This window comes from Bacillus sp. FSL K6-0138, from assembly GCF_037982765.1.
GTDB classification, from domain to species: Bacteria; Bacillota; Bacilli; order Bacillales; family Bacillaceae; genus Bacillus; species Bacillus glycinifermentans.
In genome coordinates, this window is the sequence record NZ_CP150286.1 from 3,940,330 (window position 1) to 3,957,358 (window position 17,029).

17 protein-coding genes are annotated in these 17,029 nt (G+C 49.3%); 5 read left to right on the forward strand and 12 right to left on the reverse strand.

Annotation, left to right across the window (positions count from 1 at the left end):
* Positions 1-88: 88 nt before the first annotated feature.
* Positions 89-1,449 (forward strand): IS3 family transposase gene (locus MHB78_RS20810; protein WP_099047013.1). Its coding sequence is split into 2 segments (ribosomal slippage): positions 89-560 and positions 560-1,449, totalling 1,362 coding nucleotides; the frame shifts between segments, so codons are not numbered across the junction.
* Between the two features lie 75 nt (positions 1,450-1,524).
* Here the strand turns inward: MHB78_RS20810 and MHB78_RS20815 are convergent.
* From MHB78_RS20815 to MHB78_RS20825, 3 genes are all read right to left on the reverse strand, one after another.
* A complete protein-coding gene (locus MHB78_RS20815) occupies positions 1,525-1,842 on the reverse strand; it encodes a hypothetical protein (protein ID WP_046131032.1) in 318 nt (105 codons plus the stop codon).
* A 63-nt stretch (positions 1,843-1,905) separates the two neighbouring features.
* A complete protein-coding gene (locus MHB78_RS20820; RefSeq protein WP_046131033.1) occupies positions 1,906-2,832 on the reverse strand; it encodes an ABC transporter ATP-binding protein in 927 nt (308 codons plus the stop codon).
* Complete coding sequence (locus MHB78_RS20825; RefSeq protein ID WP_046131034.1) at positions 2,832-3,521, reverse strand: ABC transporter permease subunit; 690 nt, start codon at positions 3,519-3,521, stop codon at positions 2,832-2,834. Before MHB78_RS20825 ends, MHB78_RS20820 begins: the two co-directional genes overlap by 1 nt.
* A gap of 159 nt (positions 3,522-3,680) precedes the next feature.
* Here MHB78_RS20825 and MHB78_RS20830 point away from each other — a divergent pair, with 159 nt between their 5' ends.
* On the forward strand, positions 3,681-4,505 hold the full coding sequence (locus MHB78_RS20830) for a MerR family transcriptional regulator (protein WP_046131035.1): 825 nt from the start codon (positions 3,681-3,683) through the stop codon (positions 4,503-4,505).
* Complete coding sequence (locus MHB78_RS20835; protein WP_046131036.1) at positions 4,502-6,259, forward strand: CocE/NonD family hydrolase; 1,758 nt, start codon at positions 4,502-4,504, stop codon at positions 6,257-6,259. The genes MHB78_RS20830 and MHB78_RS20835 overlap by 4 nt, the downstream gene beginning before the upstream one ends.
* Before the next feature lie 43 nt (positions 6,260-6,302).
* Here MHB78_RS20835 and MHB78_RS20840 read toward each other — a convergent pair whose 3' ends face one another.
* The 4 genes from MHB78_RS20840 to MHB78_RS20855 form a co-directional block, all read right to left on the reverse strand.
* Positions 6,303-7,025 (reverse strand): lactate utilization protein C, encoded by a 723-nt coding sequence (locus tag MHB78_RS20840; protein WP_046131037.1) that lies wholly within the window; start codon positions 7,023-7,025, stop codon positions 6,303-6,305.
* Positions 7,022-8,449: a LutB/LldF family L-lactate oxidation iron-sulfur protein gene (locus MHB78_RS20845; RefSeq protein WP_046131038.1), complete on the reverse strand. Its 1,428-nt coding sequence runs from the start codon at positions 8,447-8,449 to the stop codon at positions 7,022-7,024. Before MHB78_RS20845 ends, MHB78_RS20840 begins: the two co-directional genes overlap by 4 nt.
* A 39-nt stretch (positions 8,450-8,488) precedes the next feature.
* Positions 8,489-9,205: a (Fe-S)-binding protein gene (locus tag MHB78_RS20850; RefSeq protein ID WP_046131039.1), complete on the reverse strand. Its 717-nt coding sequence runs from the start codon at positions 9,203-9,205 to the stop codon at positions 8,489-8,491.
* A gap of 159 nt (positions 9,206-9,364) precedes the next feature.
* The gene (locus MHB78_RS20855; RefSeq protein WP_046131064.1) at positions 9,365-10,093 is read right to left on the reverse strand and encodes a FadR/GntR family transcriptional regulator; all 729 of its coding nucleotides are present in this window, start codon (positions 10,091-10,093) and stop codon (positions 9,365-9,367) included.
* Between the two features lie 213 nt (positions 10,094-10,306).
* Between MHB78_RS20855 and lutP the strand changes: the two genes are divergently transcribed.
* Positions 10,307-11,995, forward strand: coding sequence for an L-lactate permease LutP (gene lutP, locus MHB78_RS20860; RefSeq protein ID WP_046131040.1), 1,689 nt, complete (start codon positions 10,307-10,309; stop codon positions 11,993-11,995).
* Positions 11,996-12,025: 30 nt separating this feature from the next.
* On the opposite strand, the gene rpoN is transcribed toward lutP, so the two are convergent.
* Positions 12,026-13,336 (reverse strand): RNA polymerase factor sigma-54, encoded by a 1,311-nt coding sequence (gene rpoN / locus MHB78_RS20865; RefSeq protein ID WP_231947515.1) that lies wholly within the window; start codon positions 13,334-13,336, stop codon positions 12,026-12,028.
* Between the two features lie 75 nt (positions 13,337-13,411).
* Here rpoN and yvfG point away from each other — a divergent pair, with 75 nt between their 5' ends.
* Entirely contained in the window at positions 13,412-13,624 is a 213-nt protein-coding gene (gene yvfG, locus MHB78_RS20870) for a protein YvfG (RefSeq protein ID WP_046131042.1), read from the forward strand.
* Positions 13,625-13,645: 21 nt separating this feature from the next.
* Here yvfG and MHB78_RS20875 read toward each other — a convergent pair whose 3' ends face one another.
* Genes MHB78_RS20875 through MHB78_RS20890 form a run of 4 tightly spaced genes read right to left on the reverse strand, consistent with a single transcriptional unit; the run spans position 13,646 to position 17,019 of the window.
* Positions 13,646-14,611 (reverse strand): polysaccharide pyruvyl transferase family protein, encoded by a 966-nt coding sequence (locus tag MHB78_RS20875; protein ID WP_046131043.1) that lies wholly within the window; start codon positions 14,609-14,611, stop codon positions 13,646-13,648.
* Positions 14,612-14,622: 11 nt separating this feature from the next.
* On the reverse strand, positions 14,623-15,768 hold the full coding sequence (locus MHB78_RS20880; protein WP_046131044.1) for an aminotransferase class I/II-fold pyridoxal phosphate-dependent enzyme: 1,146 nt from the start codon (positions 15,766-15,768) through the stop codon (positions 14,623-14,625).
* A 22-nt stretch (positions 15,769-15,790) separates the two neighbouring features.
* Positions 15,791-16,417 (reverse strand): acetyltransferase, encoded by a 627-nt coding sequence (locus MHB78_RS20885; RefSeq protein WP_046131065.1) that lies wholly within the window; start codon positions 16,415-16,417, stop codon positions 15,791-15,793.
* Positions 16,417-17,019, reverse strand: coding sequence for a sugar transferase (locus MHB78_RS20890; RefSeq protein ID WP_046131045.1), 603 nt, complete (start codon positions 17,017-17,019; stop codon positions 16,417-16,419). Before MHB78_RS20890 ends, MHB78_RS20885 begins: the two co-directional genes overlap by 1 nt.
* Positions 17,020-17,029: the final 10 nt, after the last annotated feature.

The window sequence follows — 17,029 nt, forward strand, 5'->3', positions numbered from 1 at the left end:
CACACCCGATTGTTGTGCAAAAGGTTATCCTGCCTGAACTGCACCCCAATTGTTAGACACCATCTAACAATCGGAGGTGCAGTTTTTTATGGCTAAATTTACAGCTGAGGAAAAAATACAAGCGGTCAAAAGGTATCTTGCGGGTAGGGAAGGGCATAAAACAATCGCCAGAGAGATCGGTGTTTCGTCAGGTGTGTTTCAGGTATGGATTCGCAAATACCATTACCATGGAGAAAGTGCGTTTCAAAAACTCTATACAACCTATTCTGTAGAAGATAAACTGAAGGTACTTCACTATATGATCGAAAATGGGACGTCGATCCGTGAAACAGCCGCCATCTTCAATATTCAAGCACCTTCTACGGTGGCTCAATGGCAGAAACTGTTCGAAACCGGAGGAATCGATGCCCTAAAACCGATGAAAAAGGGGCGGCCGTCAATGACAAAGAAAAATCAAAAAAGAACGAAGAAACAAACACCGCAAGAAGGATCAGTGGAAGCCATGCAGGCTGAAATTGAACGTCTGCGAATGGAGAATGCCTACTTAAAAAAGTTGAATACCTTAGTTCAAAACAAGGAAAAATTACAAAACAAGAAAAGGCCCAAGTAGTATTTGAACTAAGGACTGAATTTCCGGTAAAAGCCCTGCTTAAACTGGCTGGAATTCCGCGCAGTACGTATTATTACTGGGTCAAAACCTTCGGTCTTCCAGACAAAGATGCCAAATTAAAAACACTGATTCAATCGATTTATCATGAACATAAAGGCCGTTACGGGTACCGCCGGATACGCGACGAGCTTAAAAACCGGGGATATCAAATGAATCATAAAAAAATATATCGCCTCATGAAGGAACTGGGGTTGAAATGTCTCGTACGGATGAAAAAATACCGTTCGTATAAAGGAGAAACCGGCACGGTGGCACCAAACAGGCTAGAGCGGAATTTCAAGGCGGAAAAGCCGAAGATGAAATGGGTAACAGATATCACGGAATTTAAATTATTTGGGGAGAAGCTCTATTTATCGCCAATGCTTGATTTATTTAATGGCGAAATCATTGCTTATACAATTGGATCCAGGCCAACGTATTCATTGGTATCCGAGATGTTGGAAAAATCATTTGAACAGCTGACAGATAAAGAAAATCTGTTGATTCACTCCGATCAGGGCTGGCACTATCAAATGAAACAGTATCGCCACGCCCTAAAGGAACGAAATATTATTCAAAGTATGTCTCGTAAGGGAAACTGTTACGATAACGCGGTCATTGAAAGTTTCTTTGGTATTTTAAAATCAGAGTTTATCCATTTCAACGAATTTCAAAGCATCGAGCATTTTAAACAAGAGCTCGTAACATATATCGATTACTATAATCACAAACGGATCAAGGCAAAATTAAAAGGCATGAGCCCAGTACAATACCGGATTCATGCCAGTCATGTTACTTGAGAAAATAAGCTGTCTAACTTTTGGGGGTCACTTCAGCCGCGGGGTCTTTTTTATATTTCATATTCGCAGCAACAGTTACAGCAGTTCTATCCCAACCTGTTTAGAGAACTTTACCCTTACTTTCTCTTCATTCTCAACGAATATCACCATTGAATGTTTGTCAGCTTTTTTTATTCTGGTAACATTTATAAAATCACCTGCAAAAACGATGCAATCGTTATATGTTATGCTAAGGCCGCACGTTTTTTGATAGACTTCCAGGGTTAAAATCAATTTAAAATTTTGATTATCTTCATATGTATAATTAAATTCACCAGCATCTTGATGTGTGATAATTACCGGTTCATTCTCAAAAAGTTCTAAAAGGTCATATTCATTATACTTGATAAACATTCAAGCACTTCCTCTTCTATGTGCGGGCGTATTTTTCCAGTACCGTGCCTTTCCGGAGGCTGCCTAATATCCGCTGTTTTCTTGTTCACGGTCCAAAAAAATGTCTTCCAGAGACGGTTCGTCGACATGGACCCTGTAAATGTTTACTTTGCAATTGGTTAAGACGCGGATAATGGCGGGGATTTTTTCTTCTGAATTGACGACGAGCGAAAGCTCAGTGTCACGGAAGTTGACTTCCTCGCCTGCTGACTCGAGGAAACTGCTGATCAAGCCGAAATGCTGTTCGGGAATTTGCGAATGCCTGATATAAACCGTAATAGAAGACATGAAATGCTTTCTTAATTCATCGAGCGTCCCTTCGCGTAAAATACCGCCATCCTTCATGATCGCAATTCTGGTACAAATCTTTTCGATTTCATATAGATTGTGGGACGTCATAAATACCGTTTTTCCTTCTTTTTGCAGATCGATGATCAGCTTTTGTATATTCAAGGCTGATTCTGCATCGACTCCGGAAGTCGGCTCATCCAAGAAGATCAACTCCGGGTCGTGGATAATGGCTTGGGCGATCCCAAGCTTTTTTTTCATGCCGAAGGAAAAAGTCCCCGCCTTTTTGTCGGCGTGTTCAAGCAGACCGACCCTTGCCAAAACGGACTCGCACTGCTGTCTTGACACGTTTTGTCCGGTCAGCTTGGCGAAGTATTTTAAATGACAGGCCGCCGTCATTGAATCGTAAAAGGTCGAATAGTCCGGCAAAACGCCGATGCGGTGCTTTATATGATCAATAGAAGATTCGTTTAATAGTTGAAAACTGCCGGCTGACGGTTCAATAATTCCGGTGATCATGTTGATGAACGTCGATTTCCCGGCGCCATTGCGGCCGAGGAATCCGTAAATCTCCCCTTTTTCCACCTGAAGATCGACATTGTTTACGACCGTCCTCGATCCGAATGTCTTCGTCAATCCCTTTGCCTCGATCACAACACCCATTATAAATCTCTCCTTTTAAATAAAGCGATGGCCCCGCCAAGCACCGCAATCGCGTAAACGATGTTGATCAGGGTAAAATAATGTCCTAGATTTGAATAATAATAGGGCGACAAATATTTAAACCAGCTGATCATCATATTGTCCGAGAAGATGGCCCATATGCTGAGTGCGGGAAAGAACAGGGCAAACACGATGCCGAAAAACATTGACATAGCAGGCTTTGGAAAGATAACCGAGAATAAGAGATTTAACGCGATTGCCGCTGTCAGAAATGCCATGCTGTCAGCAGCGCTCTGCCATAAAAACGTTTTAGATACGACCATGACCAATATGTATGATGCCAGAATACACGTGAACCAAAACAGCCAGACTCCTAAAAATTTGCCTATGATAATTTTTGGACGCGACGTTTTCGTCACTAGAAATCTTATCGTCCGCGTATAGACCTCGCGGTTGACGATGTCATGGGACAGTCCGGTGATGATCAGGAAACCGAGCAGGAATACGATCATAGCAGTTCCGGCTGCATTGGCGTCGCTTCCCAAATCCAATTCGCCGACCATATCGGCCGGCAAGTTTTCGATGACATCGGCCACCTTAAAGCTCACGAAAAAAATGATGGCGATCACTATAATCGATTTAATACTTTTAAAAAGACTTTTAAATTCATTCAGACAGATTGCCCGCATCACAAGTCACTCCTTCATCCCTTTATTATAGAGACTGGAGATTATCCGGAAATAATTTTATCCTTAACATTACCTTAAATCGAAAAGTGCGCAGCTTTCTTGACTTTCCCCTCTGCTGGAGGGTTTATACTCGCTTTTAGAAAGGAGGAGATTATAGTTTTGTTTAAAATCAGCGAATTTTCCAAACTGAGCCAGGTTTCCGTAAAAGCCCTGCGGTATTATGATCAGATCGGTCTGTTAAAGCCGGCCTGTACAGATCAGGAAACAGGCTACCGCTATTATGCGGCAAACCAGCTCTTTCTATTGAATCGCATTCTCGCTTTCAAGGAGCTCGGATTCACGCTTCAGCAGATTGCAGAGCTTATGCCGACAGAACAGATCAGGGGGATGTTCCGGCTGAAAAAGGCAGAGATTTTGACGCTCATTGAAGAAGAACAGGCGCGCCTGAAACGAATTGAAGAACGGCTTGAGCAGGTAGAAAATGAAGGATATGGAGACGCCGAGCACGAGATCGTGCTGAAAACAGCGGAAAGCAGGCAGCTCATATCCGTACGGAGGCGGACTTCGATCAATCGAATCCCCGCTCTTTTTCAAGAGCTGGATGGGCGGTTCGATAAGCGGTTCACGTCTTCGCTTCCCAAGATCATTCTTTGGCATGGCTGTGAAGAGTGTGAAGATGCAATTGATTTAGAAGCAGGCTATCTCATCAGCCGGCCGCTGCCGTCTCTTCAGAATGGCAGCGTGCGCCGGCTGCCGGAGATCCCGGTAATGGCGACGCTTCTGCACCGCTGCAATCCGGCAAGCCCCTGCAAAGCAAGCGCGCATCTCGGGGTTTGGATTGAACAAAACGGGTATCGCATAAAGGAAAATGAGCCGCGCCGCGAAGTATTTCTGCACCCTGAACATGAACATTCAAACGATTATATCGCAGAGGTTCAAATCCCGATTGAAAAGGCCGGCATCAGAAAGGAGTTTGGAGCATGACTGATCAAATCATAACTGAATTGAATGTTCCGGTGGCAATGAAAGACGGAACAGTGCTTCGCGCGAATATTTACCGGCCGGCAGGCGAAGGCTCGTGGCCTGTTCTTTTGACCCGCCTCCCCTACGGGAAGGACGTTCCCCATGTGCTGTTAGGTTTTCACGACGTGATTCGGGCGGTTCACAAAGGATATGTCGTAATTCTTCAAGATACGAGAGGACGCTTTTCATCAGACGGGAAATGGGATCCGCTTGTGACGAGCACCCATGAAGCCGGGGATACAGAGGAAACGGTCGATTGGGCGGCAAAGCTCCCCTACAGCAGCGGGCGGGTCGGAATGTTCGGTTCGTCTTATTACGCATTTACGCAATGGGGCGGAATAGAGCGTAAAGCAAAGGCGCTGAAAGCGGCGGCTCCGGCATTTTCCTGGAGCGATCCTTTTGACGGCCTGATATTCCGGGGCGGTGCATTGGAGTTAGGTTTTTTATCTTATTGGCAAATGGGCATGTATCTTGATACATTGCCGGCGCTCTATTCAGACGAACGCGAACTCGCGGCTGCGAGAAAACGATTGATCTCAGACATCGATCAGCTCAAAACAGAGATCGAAGCGCTCCCGCTCAAGGATTTTGCGCCGTTTCAGCGAAACGGCGTCGCTCCTTCTATTCTTGAACTGATCAAGAGGGGGATGGATCGGGAATATACGGCCCATTTATCTGTAAAAGGGAAATATCATACATTCACGACGCCTGTGCTGAATATCGCCGGCTGGTACGATATATTCCTGTCGGGAACGATTGAGAACTTTCTGCAAATACGAGAAAACGGCGCCACTCCCGAAGCCCGGCAAAGCCGGCTGATCATCGGCCCGTGGCAGCATTTGGATCATAGCCATCAGTCGGGCGAAAAGAATTTCGGATTATCCGCCCATTCCGCTTCCATTGATTTGAACGGCATCCATTTGCGGTGGTTTGATCATTTCGTAAAAGGAATCGATACCGGGATAACGAATGAAGCGCCGATCAAATTGTTCGTGATGGGAGAAAACGTGTGGCGCGATGAATACGAATGGCCGCTCGCCCGCACCAGGTTTACGCCGTATTATTTGCACAGCGGCGGTCAGGCGAATACATTGCATGGCGACGGAACTCTCAGCACGGTGCCCCCTGATGCGGAAGCACCCGATCATTTCGTCTACGATCCGCTGCATCCCGTTCCGACAAAAGGCGGAGCCATCATGATGCCGCCTGATTTTACAAGCGGCGCCCATGATCAAAGGGAAGTTGAAAAGCGGGAAGATGTATTGGTGTATACTTCCCCCGTTCTCGAAGAAGACACGGAAGTGACGGGGCCTGTAACGATCAGGCTGTGGGCGGTTTCTAGTGCGGCTGACACCGATTTTGTCGCCCGCTTGATTGACGTACACCCCGACGGCTCGGCATACAATTTGACCGACGGCATCATCCGGGCCCGTTTCCGAAACAGCTCAAAAGGCGAAAAACCAAGCCTGATCGAGCCGGGAAAAGCGTATCTTTATGAAATCGACCTCTGGGCAACGAGCAACGTATTCAAAAAAGGGCACCGCATCCGCTTGGATATCACAAGCAGCAGTTTTCCCCGCTGGGACCGGAATCTCAACAACGGGCTTGATATCGGAAGCGGACGCAAGGAAGATGCCAGGACAGCAAGGCAAACCATCCTTCATGACAGAGATCATCCTTCTGCAATCATTCTCCCTGTCATACCGGGAAAGTGACTCTCTAAAAAAAACTTCAGCGCATGATAGCGCTGAAGTTTTTTTAGCGGTCTGTCACCACAATATAAGCCGCTTTTACAGGTCCGTGGACGCCTACAACGAGATCCATTTCGATATCGGCGGAATTGCTCGGTCCTGTCACATAGTTGATGCAGGAGGGGATGACGCTGCCTTCTGCAATCCTCTGTTTAATGATCCGGCTTGCCTGCGTCATTCTCGGGACGATCGTGCTTTTCGGCACGATGGCGATGTATGTCGTCGGCAAAAGGCTCACGGAGCGCCCTTTATCTTTTGAGCTGAAAAGGACGACGGTGCCTGATTCCGCAAGGGTGATTTCGCTGAATGTGATGCCGACGTTCGCCTGTTCGGCGCGCTTAATATTTTCGTCTCCAGCGGCCGCATCCCATTCCCACACTTGTGTGCCTTCTTGCGGCCATGTATCGGCAAGCAGCCCGGACAGTCCGAATTCTTTAAAGCGATCGTCTTTCGGAACGATCACAGGCCCTCCGCCGAATCGCGATACTTGATTATAGAGCGCATCGTACAAGCTGACGGCGTCCGTTTCAATCAGTTCGGTATGAATCTTCAGGCAGTGCTCCTTTAATACGCCTAAGAGCTCATCGGGCGTATATCCTTGATACACTTTGTGCTGCGGCTGATATTCGTAATCGGGTGTTGTGACGCCTGATGATCTCCTTTCGCGGCCGAGTCTTTCGGCAACCCTGTTTAAGAAGCTTTCCTTGTTTTGGATCGTTCCGTTTGTCATCTGTCCTCCCCCTTCTGTCTGTCCTGGAACCAGTCGCGGAATCTGGACCGGTTCGGTGCAGGAAAGTCGCGGATTTGCGTCCATTGCTTCAATGGCCCCGGTCCCTTCGTAATCTTTTCGCCTTCTTTAAACGGCTTCATGGCAGCCGGAGCCCATTTTGATCCCATTTTATAGAGCGACGGCGCAGACGTTCCGAGACCGAAGGCTTTCATCGCCAGCTTTTCGGCAATCGGGGCGCGTCCTTCCTGTTCTACGATGCGCTGGCGGTGTTTTAAGAGCAGCTCGTGAAGAGGAATTTTCACCGGACAGGCTTCCGTACAGGCCGCACACAACGACGATGCGTAAGGAAGCTCTTTGTAGTCGTCATACCCGCCGAGCAGCGGAGACAATACCGCGCCTATCGGTCCTGGATAAATCGAGCCGTAGGAATGTCCGCCGACATGGCGGTAGACCGGACAGACGTTGATGCAGGCCGCACAGCGGATACATTGAAGAACCGATTGAAATTCGGTTCCGAGAATCTTCGAGCGGCCGTTATCGACGATCACGAGATGAAACTCTTCCGGGCCGTCCGCTTCACCGGGCAGCTTCGGTCCTGTCAGCGCGGTGATATAGCTTGTCAGCCGCTGACCGACGGCGCTTCTCGTCAGCATTCCGACAAGCACCTCGAATTCGTCGAAAGACGGGACGATCCTTTCCATCCCCATGACGGTAATCTGCGTTTTCGGAATCGTCGTGACGAGGCGTCCGTTACCTTCATTTGTGACGAGGCTGACGGAGCCCGTATCGGCAATTGCGAAGTTGCAGCCCGTAATTCCGATGTCCGCCTCCAAAAATTTCTTCCTGAGCACGGTTCTCGCGTGCATGACGAGCTCCTCGGGCTTTTCCGTTTTGCGGTAGTCGAGCCGCTCTTTGAAAACGTCGCGGATTTGCTCTTTGTTTTTATGAAGCGCGGGCGCCACGATATGCGACGGCGGATCGTGGTCATCGATCTGAAGGATGTATTCACCCAAATCGGTTTCGACCAGCTCGCATCCTTCTCTTTCAAGCGCTTCGTTCATATTGATTTCTTCCGTGACCATCGATTTTGATTTAACGATTTTTTTGCCGTTTTTCTTTTTGACGACGTCGCGTATGTAGCCTGTCGCTTCTTCTGCCGTCTCCGCAAAGAAAACGTGTCCGCCTTTTTCGGCGACATTTTCGGCGAGCTGCTCAAGATAATAGTCGAGATTCGCCAGTACGTGCTGTCTGATTTCTTCTGCGAGAGACCGCCATTCTTCCCAGTTGCCGAGCTCTTCTGCCGCCTCAAGCCGACGGGCCCTCAACCGTTCCTGGGCGCTTGAAACGGCGCCTCTCATGAAGTGATTTTCAAGCCCCTCTGATACGCGGTCTTTGAAATGTTGTGTTCCGATCTTCATTGCCATGACCATCGTCCCCCTCTATCTGTGAAATGACCGGATGTGTTATCTGCTGTTTAAGACCTCAGCGATGTGCATCACTTGAATCGGTTTTTCCTTCCTTGCGATCCGCCCGCCGATATTCATCAGACAGCCGCAGTCCGCCCCGATGAGCACATCTGCGGCCGTTTCTTCGACACACGCCACTTTCTCATCGACCATCTGCTCCGAAATTTGCGACATTTTCACCGAAAATGTTCCCCCGAATCCGCAGCAGTCATGCTTTCGGGGCAGCGGTGTGAACTCGAGCCCCTTCACATGCTGCAATAGCTTCATCGGCGCGTCTGTTACTCCGAGAAGCCTGGTCATGTGGCATGACGTATGATAGGTCGCCTTTTTCTCAAGCCTTGCCCCCACGTCCTCCACTTTCAGTACATTGACGATAAAGTCGGTCAGCTCATACGTTTTGTCGGCAAGCCGCTGCGCTTTTTCCGCCCAGGCAGGCTCATCCTGAAAAAGGTGCGGATATTCCTTGAACATAAAAGCGCATGAACCGGAAGGACTGACGACGTATTCTGCCCCTTCAAACGTTTCAATCATCCGTCTCATCGCCTTTTTGGAGTCTTTGACATACCCGCTGTTGTATGCAGGCTGGCCGCAGCAGATCTGGCCTTCGGGAAAATCGACTTCACATCCCAGCCGTTCCAGCAGCTCAACGGTTGCTTTTCCGACATTCGTCTGGAACATGTCGACCAAACACGTGATAAACAGTGAAACTTTCATCTTGATCCCCTCTCCCCTGACCTGAATTAGTCAGGTCATCTGATGACTTGGATGTAAAAACCTCTTTTTTCATCTTACACCTTGTGAACTTTTTTTGAAAGGGGTTTCTTTCGAGTTTTGGGACCGGCTCGATAAAAAAAGCAGACGATCGTCTGCTTTTCAATGAGGCTGCTCTGTTTCTTCAAAGTACGATGCCAGCACTTTTTCGACGTTTGTCAGGTGCTCAAGCATCGCCTGTTCCGCTTTTTGTCCGTCCTGCTCTTTCACGGCCCTGTAGATCGCTTCATGTTCTTCGTACAGCCGCTTTACGGTCGTCTTTTTGGAAAACAGCCAGATTTTCCGCGTTTCTCTCATCGTTTCGATCAGGAGGGATGAGACATGGTTCATCAGGCCTTTTAACAAGCCGTTTTGCGATGCGCCGGCCAGCGCCAAATGAAACGCAAGATCGGCTTTTTCGCCGAGTTCATCGTTCCCGTCGGCCAGATTCATATCGACAAGCGCCGCATGCATGCGTTCCAGGTCTTCTTCCGTCCGCTTTTCCGCCGCAGCCGAGACGGCGCCGATTTCTAGAACTTTTCTCACTTCGAGCAGCTCAGCGACATCTTTCTTTTTCATCAGCAGGGCGGCGGAAAGCGGGATTGAGATTTGTTCAGGCTCGAACGTTTTCACATAGGTGCCTTCCCCTTGCTTCATTTCGACCATCCCCATTGCTTTTAAAGCGGAGAGGGCTTCTCTGACGGCTGAGCGGCTGACTTGAAAGCTGTCGGCGAGCGATTGGACGGAATCGAGTTTATCCCCAGGCTGAAGCTCGCCTTTTTTGATCGTATCAAGCAGCGCTTCAGCTACTTCCTCGTATATTTTTTTCGTCTTGATTTGCTTATATTTCAATTTTTTCACCTCATCGACAGACTGCACGTGATGCTTCATTTTTTTATTATACCGCTCTTTCCAGTTTGAATATATAGCCGGAGCGTCATGCAAAAAAAGATTGTAATTTTGAACATTCAGAAATATAATGCTTAATGTGATTGGTCCTGTCATCATGTCATCAGATGTCTGATTTTGGACAGGCCGTTTTAACAACAAAGGGGGAATGAGGAGATGGGATGGACTCAAAGTTACACTCCGCTGGGGAACAATTTGCTGCTCTCTTCAATTGCAGCGCTTATACCGATCTTATATTTTTTCTGGGCTTTGGCCATCAAAAGAATGAAAGGGCATACAGCCGGGTTGACGACCTTATTGATTGCGCTTGTTTTGGCCGTTTTCGTCTACGGCATGCCCGCCGAAAAAGCCGTTATGTCCGCATCGCAGGGCGCGGTGTACGGACTTTTGCCAATCGGCTGGATTATCGTCACATCGGTCTTTTTATACAAGCTGACGGTAAAAACGGGGCAATTTGACGTGATTCGGAGCTCCGTGTTGTCGATCACCGATGACCGGCGCCTGCAGGCACTTTTGATAGCGTTTTCATTCGGCGCGTTTTTAGAGGGAGCAGCCGGGTTTGGGGCCCCGGTTGCGATATCGGCCGCACTGCTTGTCGGGCTCGGATTCAATCCTTTATACGCGGCAGGCATCTGTTTAATCGCCAACACGGCGCCTGTCGCCTTCGGGGCGATCGGGATACCGATTATCGCAGTCGAAGGGCCGACCGGAATACCGGCGATGGATATTTCAAAAATGGTCGGCCGTCAGCTCCCGTTTTTATCCGTTTTTATTCCGTTTTATTTGATCGTGATCATGAGCGGCTTCAGGAGGTCTTTGGAAGTGCTGCCGGCCATTTTGGTGTCGGGCGTTTCTTTTGCCGCCACGCAATATGTAAGCTCGAATTTCCTGGGGCCTGAGCTTCCGGATATCCTGTCGGCCATCGTTTCGCTTGTTGCGCTCGCCGTATTTTTAAAGTTCTGGAAGCCCAAGACGATTTTCAGATTTCCGGGAGAAAAAGAGGCGGCCGCCGCCGCGGAAGCGAGAGAGGAAAAACAAGAGCGCACGTATTCGGCAGGCCGCATTTTAAAAGCATGGACACCGTTTTTATTGCTGACTGCAATGGTCTCTATATGGGGCATTCCCGCTGTGAAAGAAGCGCTGACAGGTCATTATCAAGGGGCAAATCCGTTCCTGCTTTTCATCAATGAAATCGGCAGCCGTCTGTCATTTGCTCCTGGTGTGCCTTTTTTGAACAACGAGATCCTCGATGGGTCAGGCAAGCCGCTTGAAGCCCTTTATAAACTCGATCTGCTCGGCTCAGCAGGAACTGCGATTTTGCTTGCCGCTGTGCTGACCAAGTTTGTCACGGCTGTTTCATGGAAAGAGTGGGGCGCCGTTTTTATCGACACGCTGAAGGAACTGAGAAAGCCCGTGTTGACGATCGCTTCCGTCGTCGGCTTTGCCTATGTCACCAACTCTTCGGGAATGAGCACAACGCTCGGTATGTCGCTTGCCATGACGGGTGCGATGTTTTCATTTTTCTCTCCTGTGCTCGGCTGGCTCGGCGTCTTTATTACAGGCTCCGATACCTCGGCAAACCTGTTGTTCGGCAGCCTGCAAAAAGTGACGGCGTCATCGGTCGGAATGGAGCCGGTGCTTGCGGTTGCCGCCAATTCATCGGGCGGCGTTACGGGGAAAATGATATCCCCGCAATCGATCGCAGTAGCCTGCGCCGCCGTCGGTCTGGCCGGAAAAGAATCCGATCTGCTCCGCTTTACGGTGAAACACAGTTTATTTCTCTTGCTGCTCGTATGCATCATCACGTTTTTGCAGCATCATGCGTTCTCATGGATGATTCCGTAAAAAAAAGGCCGGCGGTTCGCACGTCGGCCTTTATTCGTACCGTTTCCTGACGGATGACGGCAAAATGTTGAGCTGGTCTCGATATTTGGCGACGGTTCGCCTCGAAATGACGATCCCGTGAGCTTCCTTTAATAAATCGGCCAGCTTTTGGTCTGAAAGCGGTTTCATTTTGTTTTCCTCTTCGATCAGGCGGCACAGATGCGCTTTCACTGTATGGCTTGACGTATGGCCGTCGCCTGAATCCTTTACTTTTGCCGAAAAAAACCGCTTCAGCTCGCAAAGTTCATAAGGCGTTTGCACCGTTTTCCCCTTTACCGCCCGGCTCACTGTCGATTCGTGGATGCCGAGGGCATCTGCCACCTCTTTTAAGGTCAGGGGCTGAATATCATGCTGTCCGTTAAGAAAATACCCCTTTTGGCGAACCATGATTTCCTTCATGACCCTTGTCATCGTTTCCCTTCGCTGCCTGAGCGCCTGGTCAAGCCATTTCCACTGCCTGTATTTCTCAGATAAAAACGAGGCAGTTTCATCCTTTGCCCGCCTTTCGAGAAACGCTTCGTAAAACGAATTGAGCTGGATATCCGGAAACGAGCGGCGGCTGAGCTCTAGCGTCAATTTTCCGTCCTCGGCGGAGACGACGACATCAGGCTCGATATAGACGTCCCGTTCATCAGCATCATACGCCAGCCCCGGCCTTGGCGACAAGTTGGCGACAATATCTTGAATATTCTGAAGTTCAGCCAGAGACAGGCCTGTTTTAACAGAAAGCTCCTTCCACGCTTTTTTTGCGAAAAGCTCAAAATAGCTTGAAATGACGGTTTCCGCCTGATAGGTATCTTTCGGCAGCCGTCTTAGCTGGATGAGAATGCATTCCTGAAGCGAACGCGCACCGACGCCTGCAGGCTCCAGAGACTGCAGTTTGGCCAGAACCGCTTCTGCCTCCCCGGCTGGTACGGACAGCTCGGACGCGATAAATGACAGCTTTTCCGTCACATAGCCGTTTGAATCAAGCGATTCAACCAAGTAGGCGAAAATCCGTTTTTCCCGGTTTGACAAATGCAGGTCAAGCGCCTGCCGTTTCAGGGCGTTTTTTAGCGTCTCGCGGTGATACGCCGCCTCTGGAACAATCGTCTGCTCCCGCTGCAAATGCTGCCTTGTTTTATGGTAAAATGATCGGGGAACGTCGGAGTCCTTCCGTTCGATAAGAGGGTTTTCCATTGAGAGCTCATCTATCTTGCTGTTGAGTTCGGCCGAGGTGTACTGAAGCATGGTAATTGCTTGTGTAAGCCCCTGGGTCAAGTGAAGTTTTACCGTTTGCTGCTGCTGCACATGCAGTTTCATCATTTCTCCCCTCCCATTATTAGTTTACACGATCGAATCTTTACCGTATAGACATAAAAAGGAGTGTTTTCCGTAATGACACAACTATTTTCAGTGCCTTATTTCATAGAAAATTTTAAAGCCCATATTGAAATGAATCCAGACGAGGATAAGATTCATGCCATGAACAGCTATTACCGTTCCGTCGTTTCGACGCTTGTGCAGGACCAGCTGACAAAGAACGCAGTTGTCCTAAAACGGATTCAGCATTTGGATGAGGCTTACAACAAAGTAAAGCGAGGAAAATAAGGGAAAGAAAAAAGCCGTCTGTTACACGGGAACAGGCGGCTCTTCTGTTTTTTCCTGGATGAGCTTCGTATTGGGGATATCTTTCATCCATGTGTTGTAATAGTTTGCATTTTTCCCGTAGGAGTTGTCGATCACGATGTTTTCCTTTTGAAGCAGGCAAGATAAAATGTGCCCGTGAAGCCGTGAGGTGACGACTGATTCGTAGCAGCTGAAAAATCGGATCGATTTGTTGACGAGCATGTCTGAATAACGCTCCCAATAATGAGCGATCGGCAACGGGTTCCCCGCTTTTTTATTAAGGGCGTTCAACGTTTGCAGCCGCCTGATGCCGCGTTTGTCGCGGTCTGACAAAATCACAGGCCAGTCGTATGTATCAGGCTCCTGCGCTTTTTGCAGGCTTCCGTTTGCTTCTTTATCCGTTCTGATTAAGCGCAGCACGGATTCCGACGGCTTCTCCGTCGGCTCAATCGGCCAGAGCTGATGGGCCATGTCAGGCATCATCCTGATGTTGTTGAGCCCTTCAAAGTGTTCGTTTGCAAATTGAAATGACGCTTTTTCCCTCGTATATAAATGAAGATCCGGGTGTGCCGTCAATATATCTCTTGTCCGCCTGATGTTTTCTTCATTTTCATAGTAAATCGACTGCGGGAGGATCACGATCCGATTGTTCGGGTAATGCTCGATGACGCGCTCCCTGAACTGTTGAAAATGAGGGTACAAATCTCCGAAATTGCCGCCTCCCTGGCAAACGATAATCGCTTCTTCGGGAATTTTCCGTCCCAGATTAAAGTTTTCCGCGTTCCACCTTTCGCAGACGCGAATGCCGTATGCTTTAAAAAAGGCTTCCGTTCCTTTCATAATCAATAAATCGCCTACATTCCCGTAGAGGGGATAATCCAAGTAAACGGCTGACGAATGCTTTGGAATGACATCCAGCAATTTCGCCAGCTTTTCCTTCAAGCTGTCCATGGAATAGATTGTGGTCATTGTTTTACACCTCATTTATATATGATCCGGTCACAGAGCACCTGAATGATCCGGTCTTGTTCTTCGCGCGTCAAGCTTGAGCCTGACGGCAGGCAGAGCCCCCGTTCAAAAAGGTCGTCGGCAACCGGGCAGGTTTCATCATGTGCATAAAAGGCGGCGCCTTTAAAAAGCGGCTGCCTGTGAAGCGGCTTCCATAACGGACGCGCTTCAATATTTTCGCGTGCAAGCTGTTCGATGATGTCCGCCGGTGACGATTTGATCTTTTCTGCATCAAACGTCAAGGTCGTCAGCCATCTGTTTGACATGCCGATTTCAGGCATGAAGTCGATGCCGTCGATGTCAGAGAGCGCCTCCTGATACCGTTTAAAAACCGCGCGCCGCGCTTTTACCCTGTCATCCAAAACGCCGAGCTGGGCGATGCCGATCCCGGCCAGGATATTGCTCATCCGGTAGTTGAAGCCGGCTTTCTCATGCTGGTAATGAACGGCCGGCTCTCTCGCCTGGGTCGCCAAAAACCGCGCTTTTTGCAGGGCTTCCTCATCATCGCTGACAAGCATTCCCCCGCCGGAAGTCGTGATGATTTTATTGCCGTTGAATGAATAGATGCCAAACCGGCCGAACGTTCCGCTCTTTCTTCCTTTATATTCTGATCCGAGCGATTCGGCTGCATCTTCGATGACCGGTACGGCATATTTGTCACAGATCGCGATGATCTCGTCCATTTTGGCGCTTTGCCCGTATAAATTGACAACGATGACGGCCTTTGGAAGGCTCCTTTCGCGCTCCGCTTCGTCCAGCGCCCGTTCGAGCGCTTCGGGAGACATGTTCCACGTATCCGGTTCAGAATCGATAAACACAGGTTCGGCCTGTTCATACAGTACAGGATTGGCACTGGCGACAAACGTAAAAGAGGAACAAAATACTTTGTCGCCTTTTCCGGCCCCCAATAATTTGAGGGCGAGATGAATCGCAGCCGTCCCCGAGCTGACGGCTGCCGCTCCGGCCGTTCCGGCATATGATGCCAGCTTTTCTTCAAACGCATCGACGAGCGGACCGAGAGGCGCGATCCAGTTTGTCCGAAAAGCTTCCGCTATATAGCGTTCCTCCTCACCGCTCATGTGCGGAGGCGATAAATAAATTCGCTTTTTCTGATCCATTGTTTTCACCCTTTTTACGCAGTTATTTAATCGTTCGCGCCGGTGTTCCGACTGCGGTCGAATCGTCCGGAATATTGGTGATCACCACCGCGCCCGCGCCCGTCACGCTTCTCTCTCCGATCGTTTTTCCGGGAATGACAACGGTTCCTGCGCCGACGTGCGCTCCGTCTTTAACGGTCACGCTTCCGGTCAAAATCGTTCCCGGCGACAGGTGGACATAGTCGCCGATCACATTATCGTGTTCAACGATCACGCCGGTGTTGACGATGCTGTGTGCACCGATAAAGGCATCAGCCTGAATGACGCTCGCCGCCATGACGACCGTCCCGTTTTGAATCTGCGCCGATTTGCTGATGACGGCGGACGGATGAATAAGCACCGCATACCGTTCAAGCGGGAGGCCGAGGTTTTGAAACAGCTTTTCCCTCGTTTCATTGCTTCCGACCCCAAGCATAAACTTCGCGTCCGAAAGCTCCTGAATCAGCTCTCTCGCCGCATGGGAAGGTCCTTTATAAAGGCCGTTTACTAGCTGAAGCTTCTGAAACCGGTCATCAAGAATTCCGGCCAGCACTGTATCCGGCAGCTCTTCGACGATCTCCCGGATGACCTTGCCGTGGCCCCCCGCGCCGATGATTACCACGTTTTGCATCATGCATTCCTTCTCCCCGTGAATTTTTCGGCGGTGACATGATGGTCCTGGCTGACGCCCTCTGACTTCATCACCTTGCCGATCGTCAACATAATGATTTTCAGGTCGAGAAAGAAAGACCAGTGATCGACATACCAAACATCGAGTTCGAACTTTTCTTCCCATGTCACTTTATTTCTGCCGTTGATTTGCGCCCAGCCCGTAATGCCGGGTCTGACTTCGTGCCTCCTCCACTGCCGCTTTGTATATAAGGGAACATATTCCATCAACAGCGGCCGCGGACCGACGAGGCTGAGATCGCCCTTGATGACGTTGATCAGCTGCGGCAGTTCATCAAGGCTCGTTTTTCTGATCAGCTTTCCCGTCTTTGTCAGCCGTTTTTCGTCGCTGAGCAGGTTCCCTGCTTCATCCCTTTCATCTGTCATCGTTCGAAACTTATACAATGTGAAAGGCTTCCCGTTCAGCCCCGGACGCGTCTGGCGGAACAACACGGGCGAGCCGATTTTCCACCTGATGATGCAAGCCACAAGCAGCATGGCCGGACTGAGAACAAGGAGCAAAACAATCGCTGACACAAGATCAAAAAACCGTTTAGCTTTCACGAATACCGCA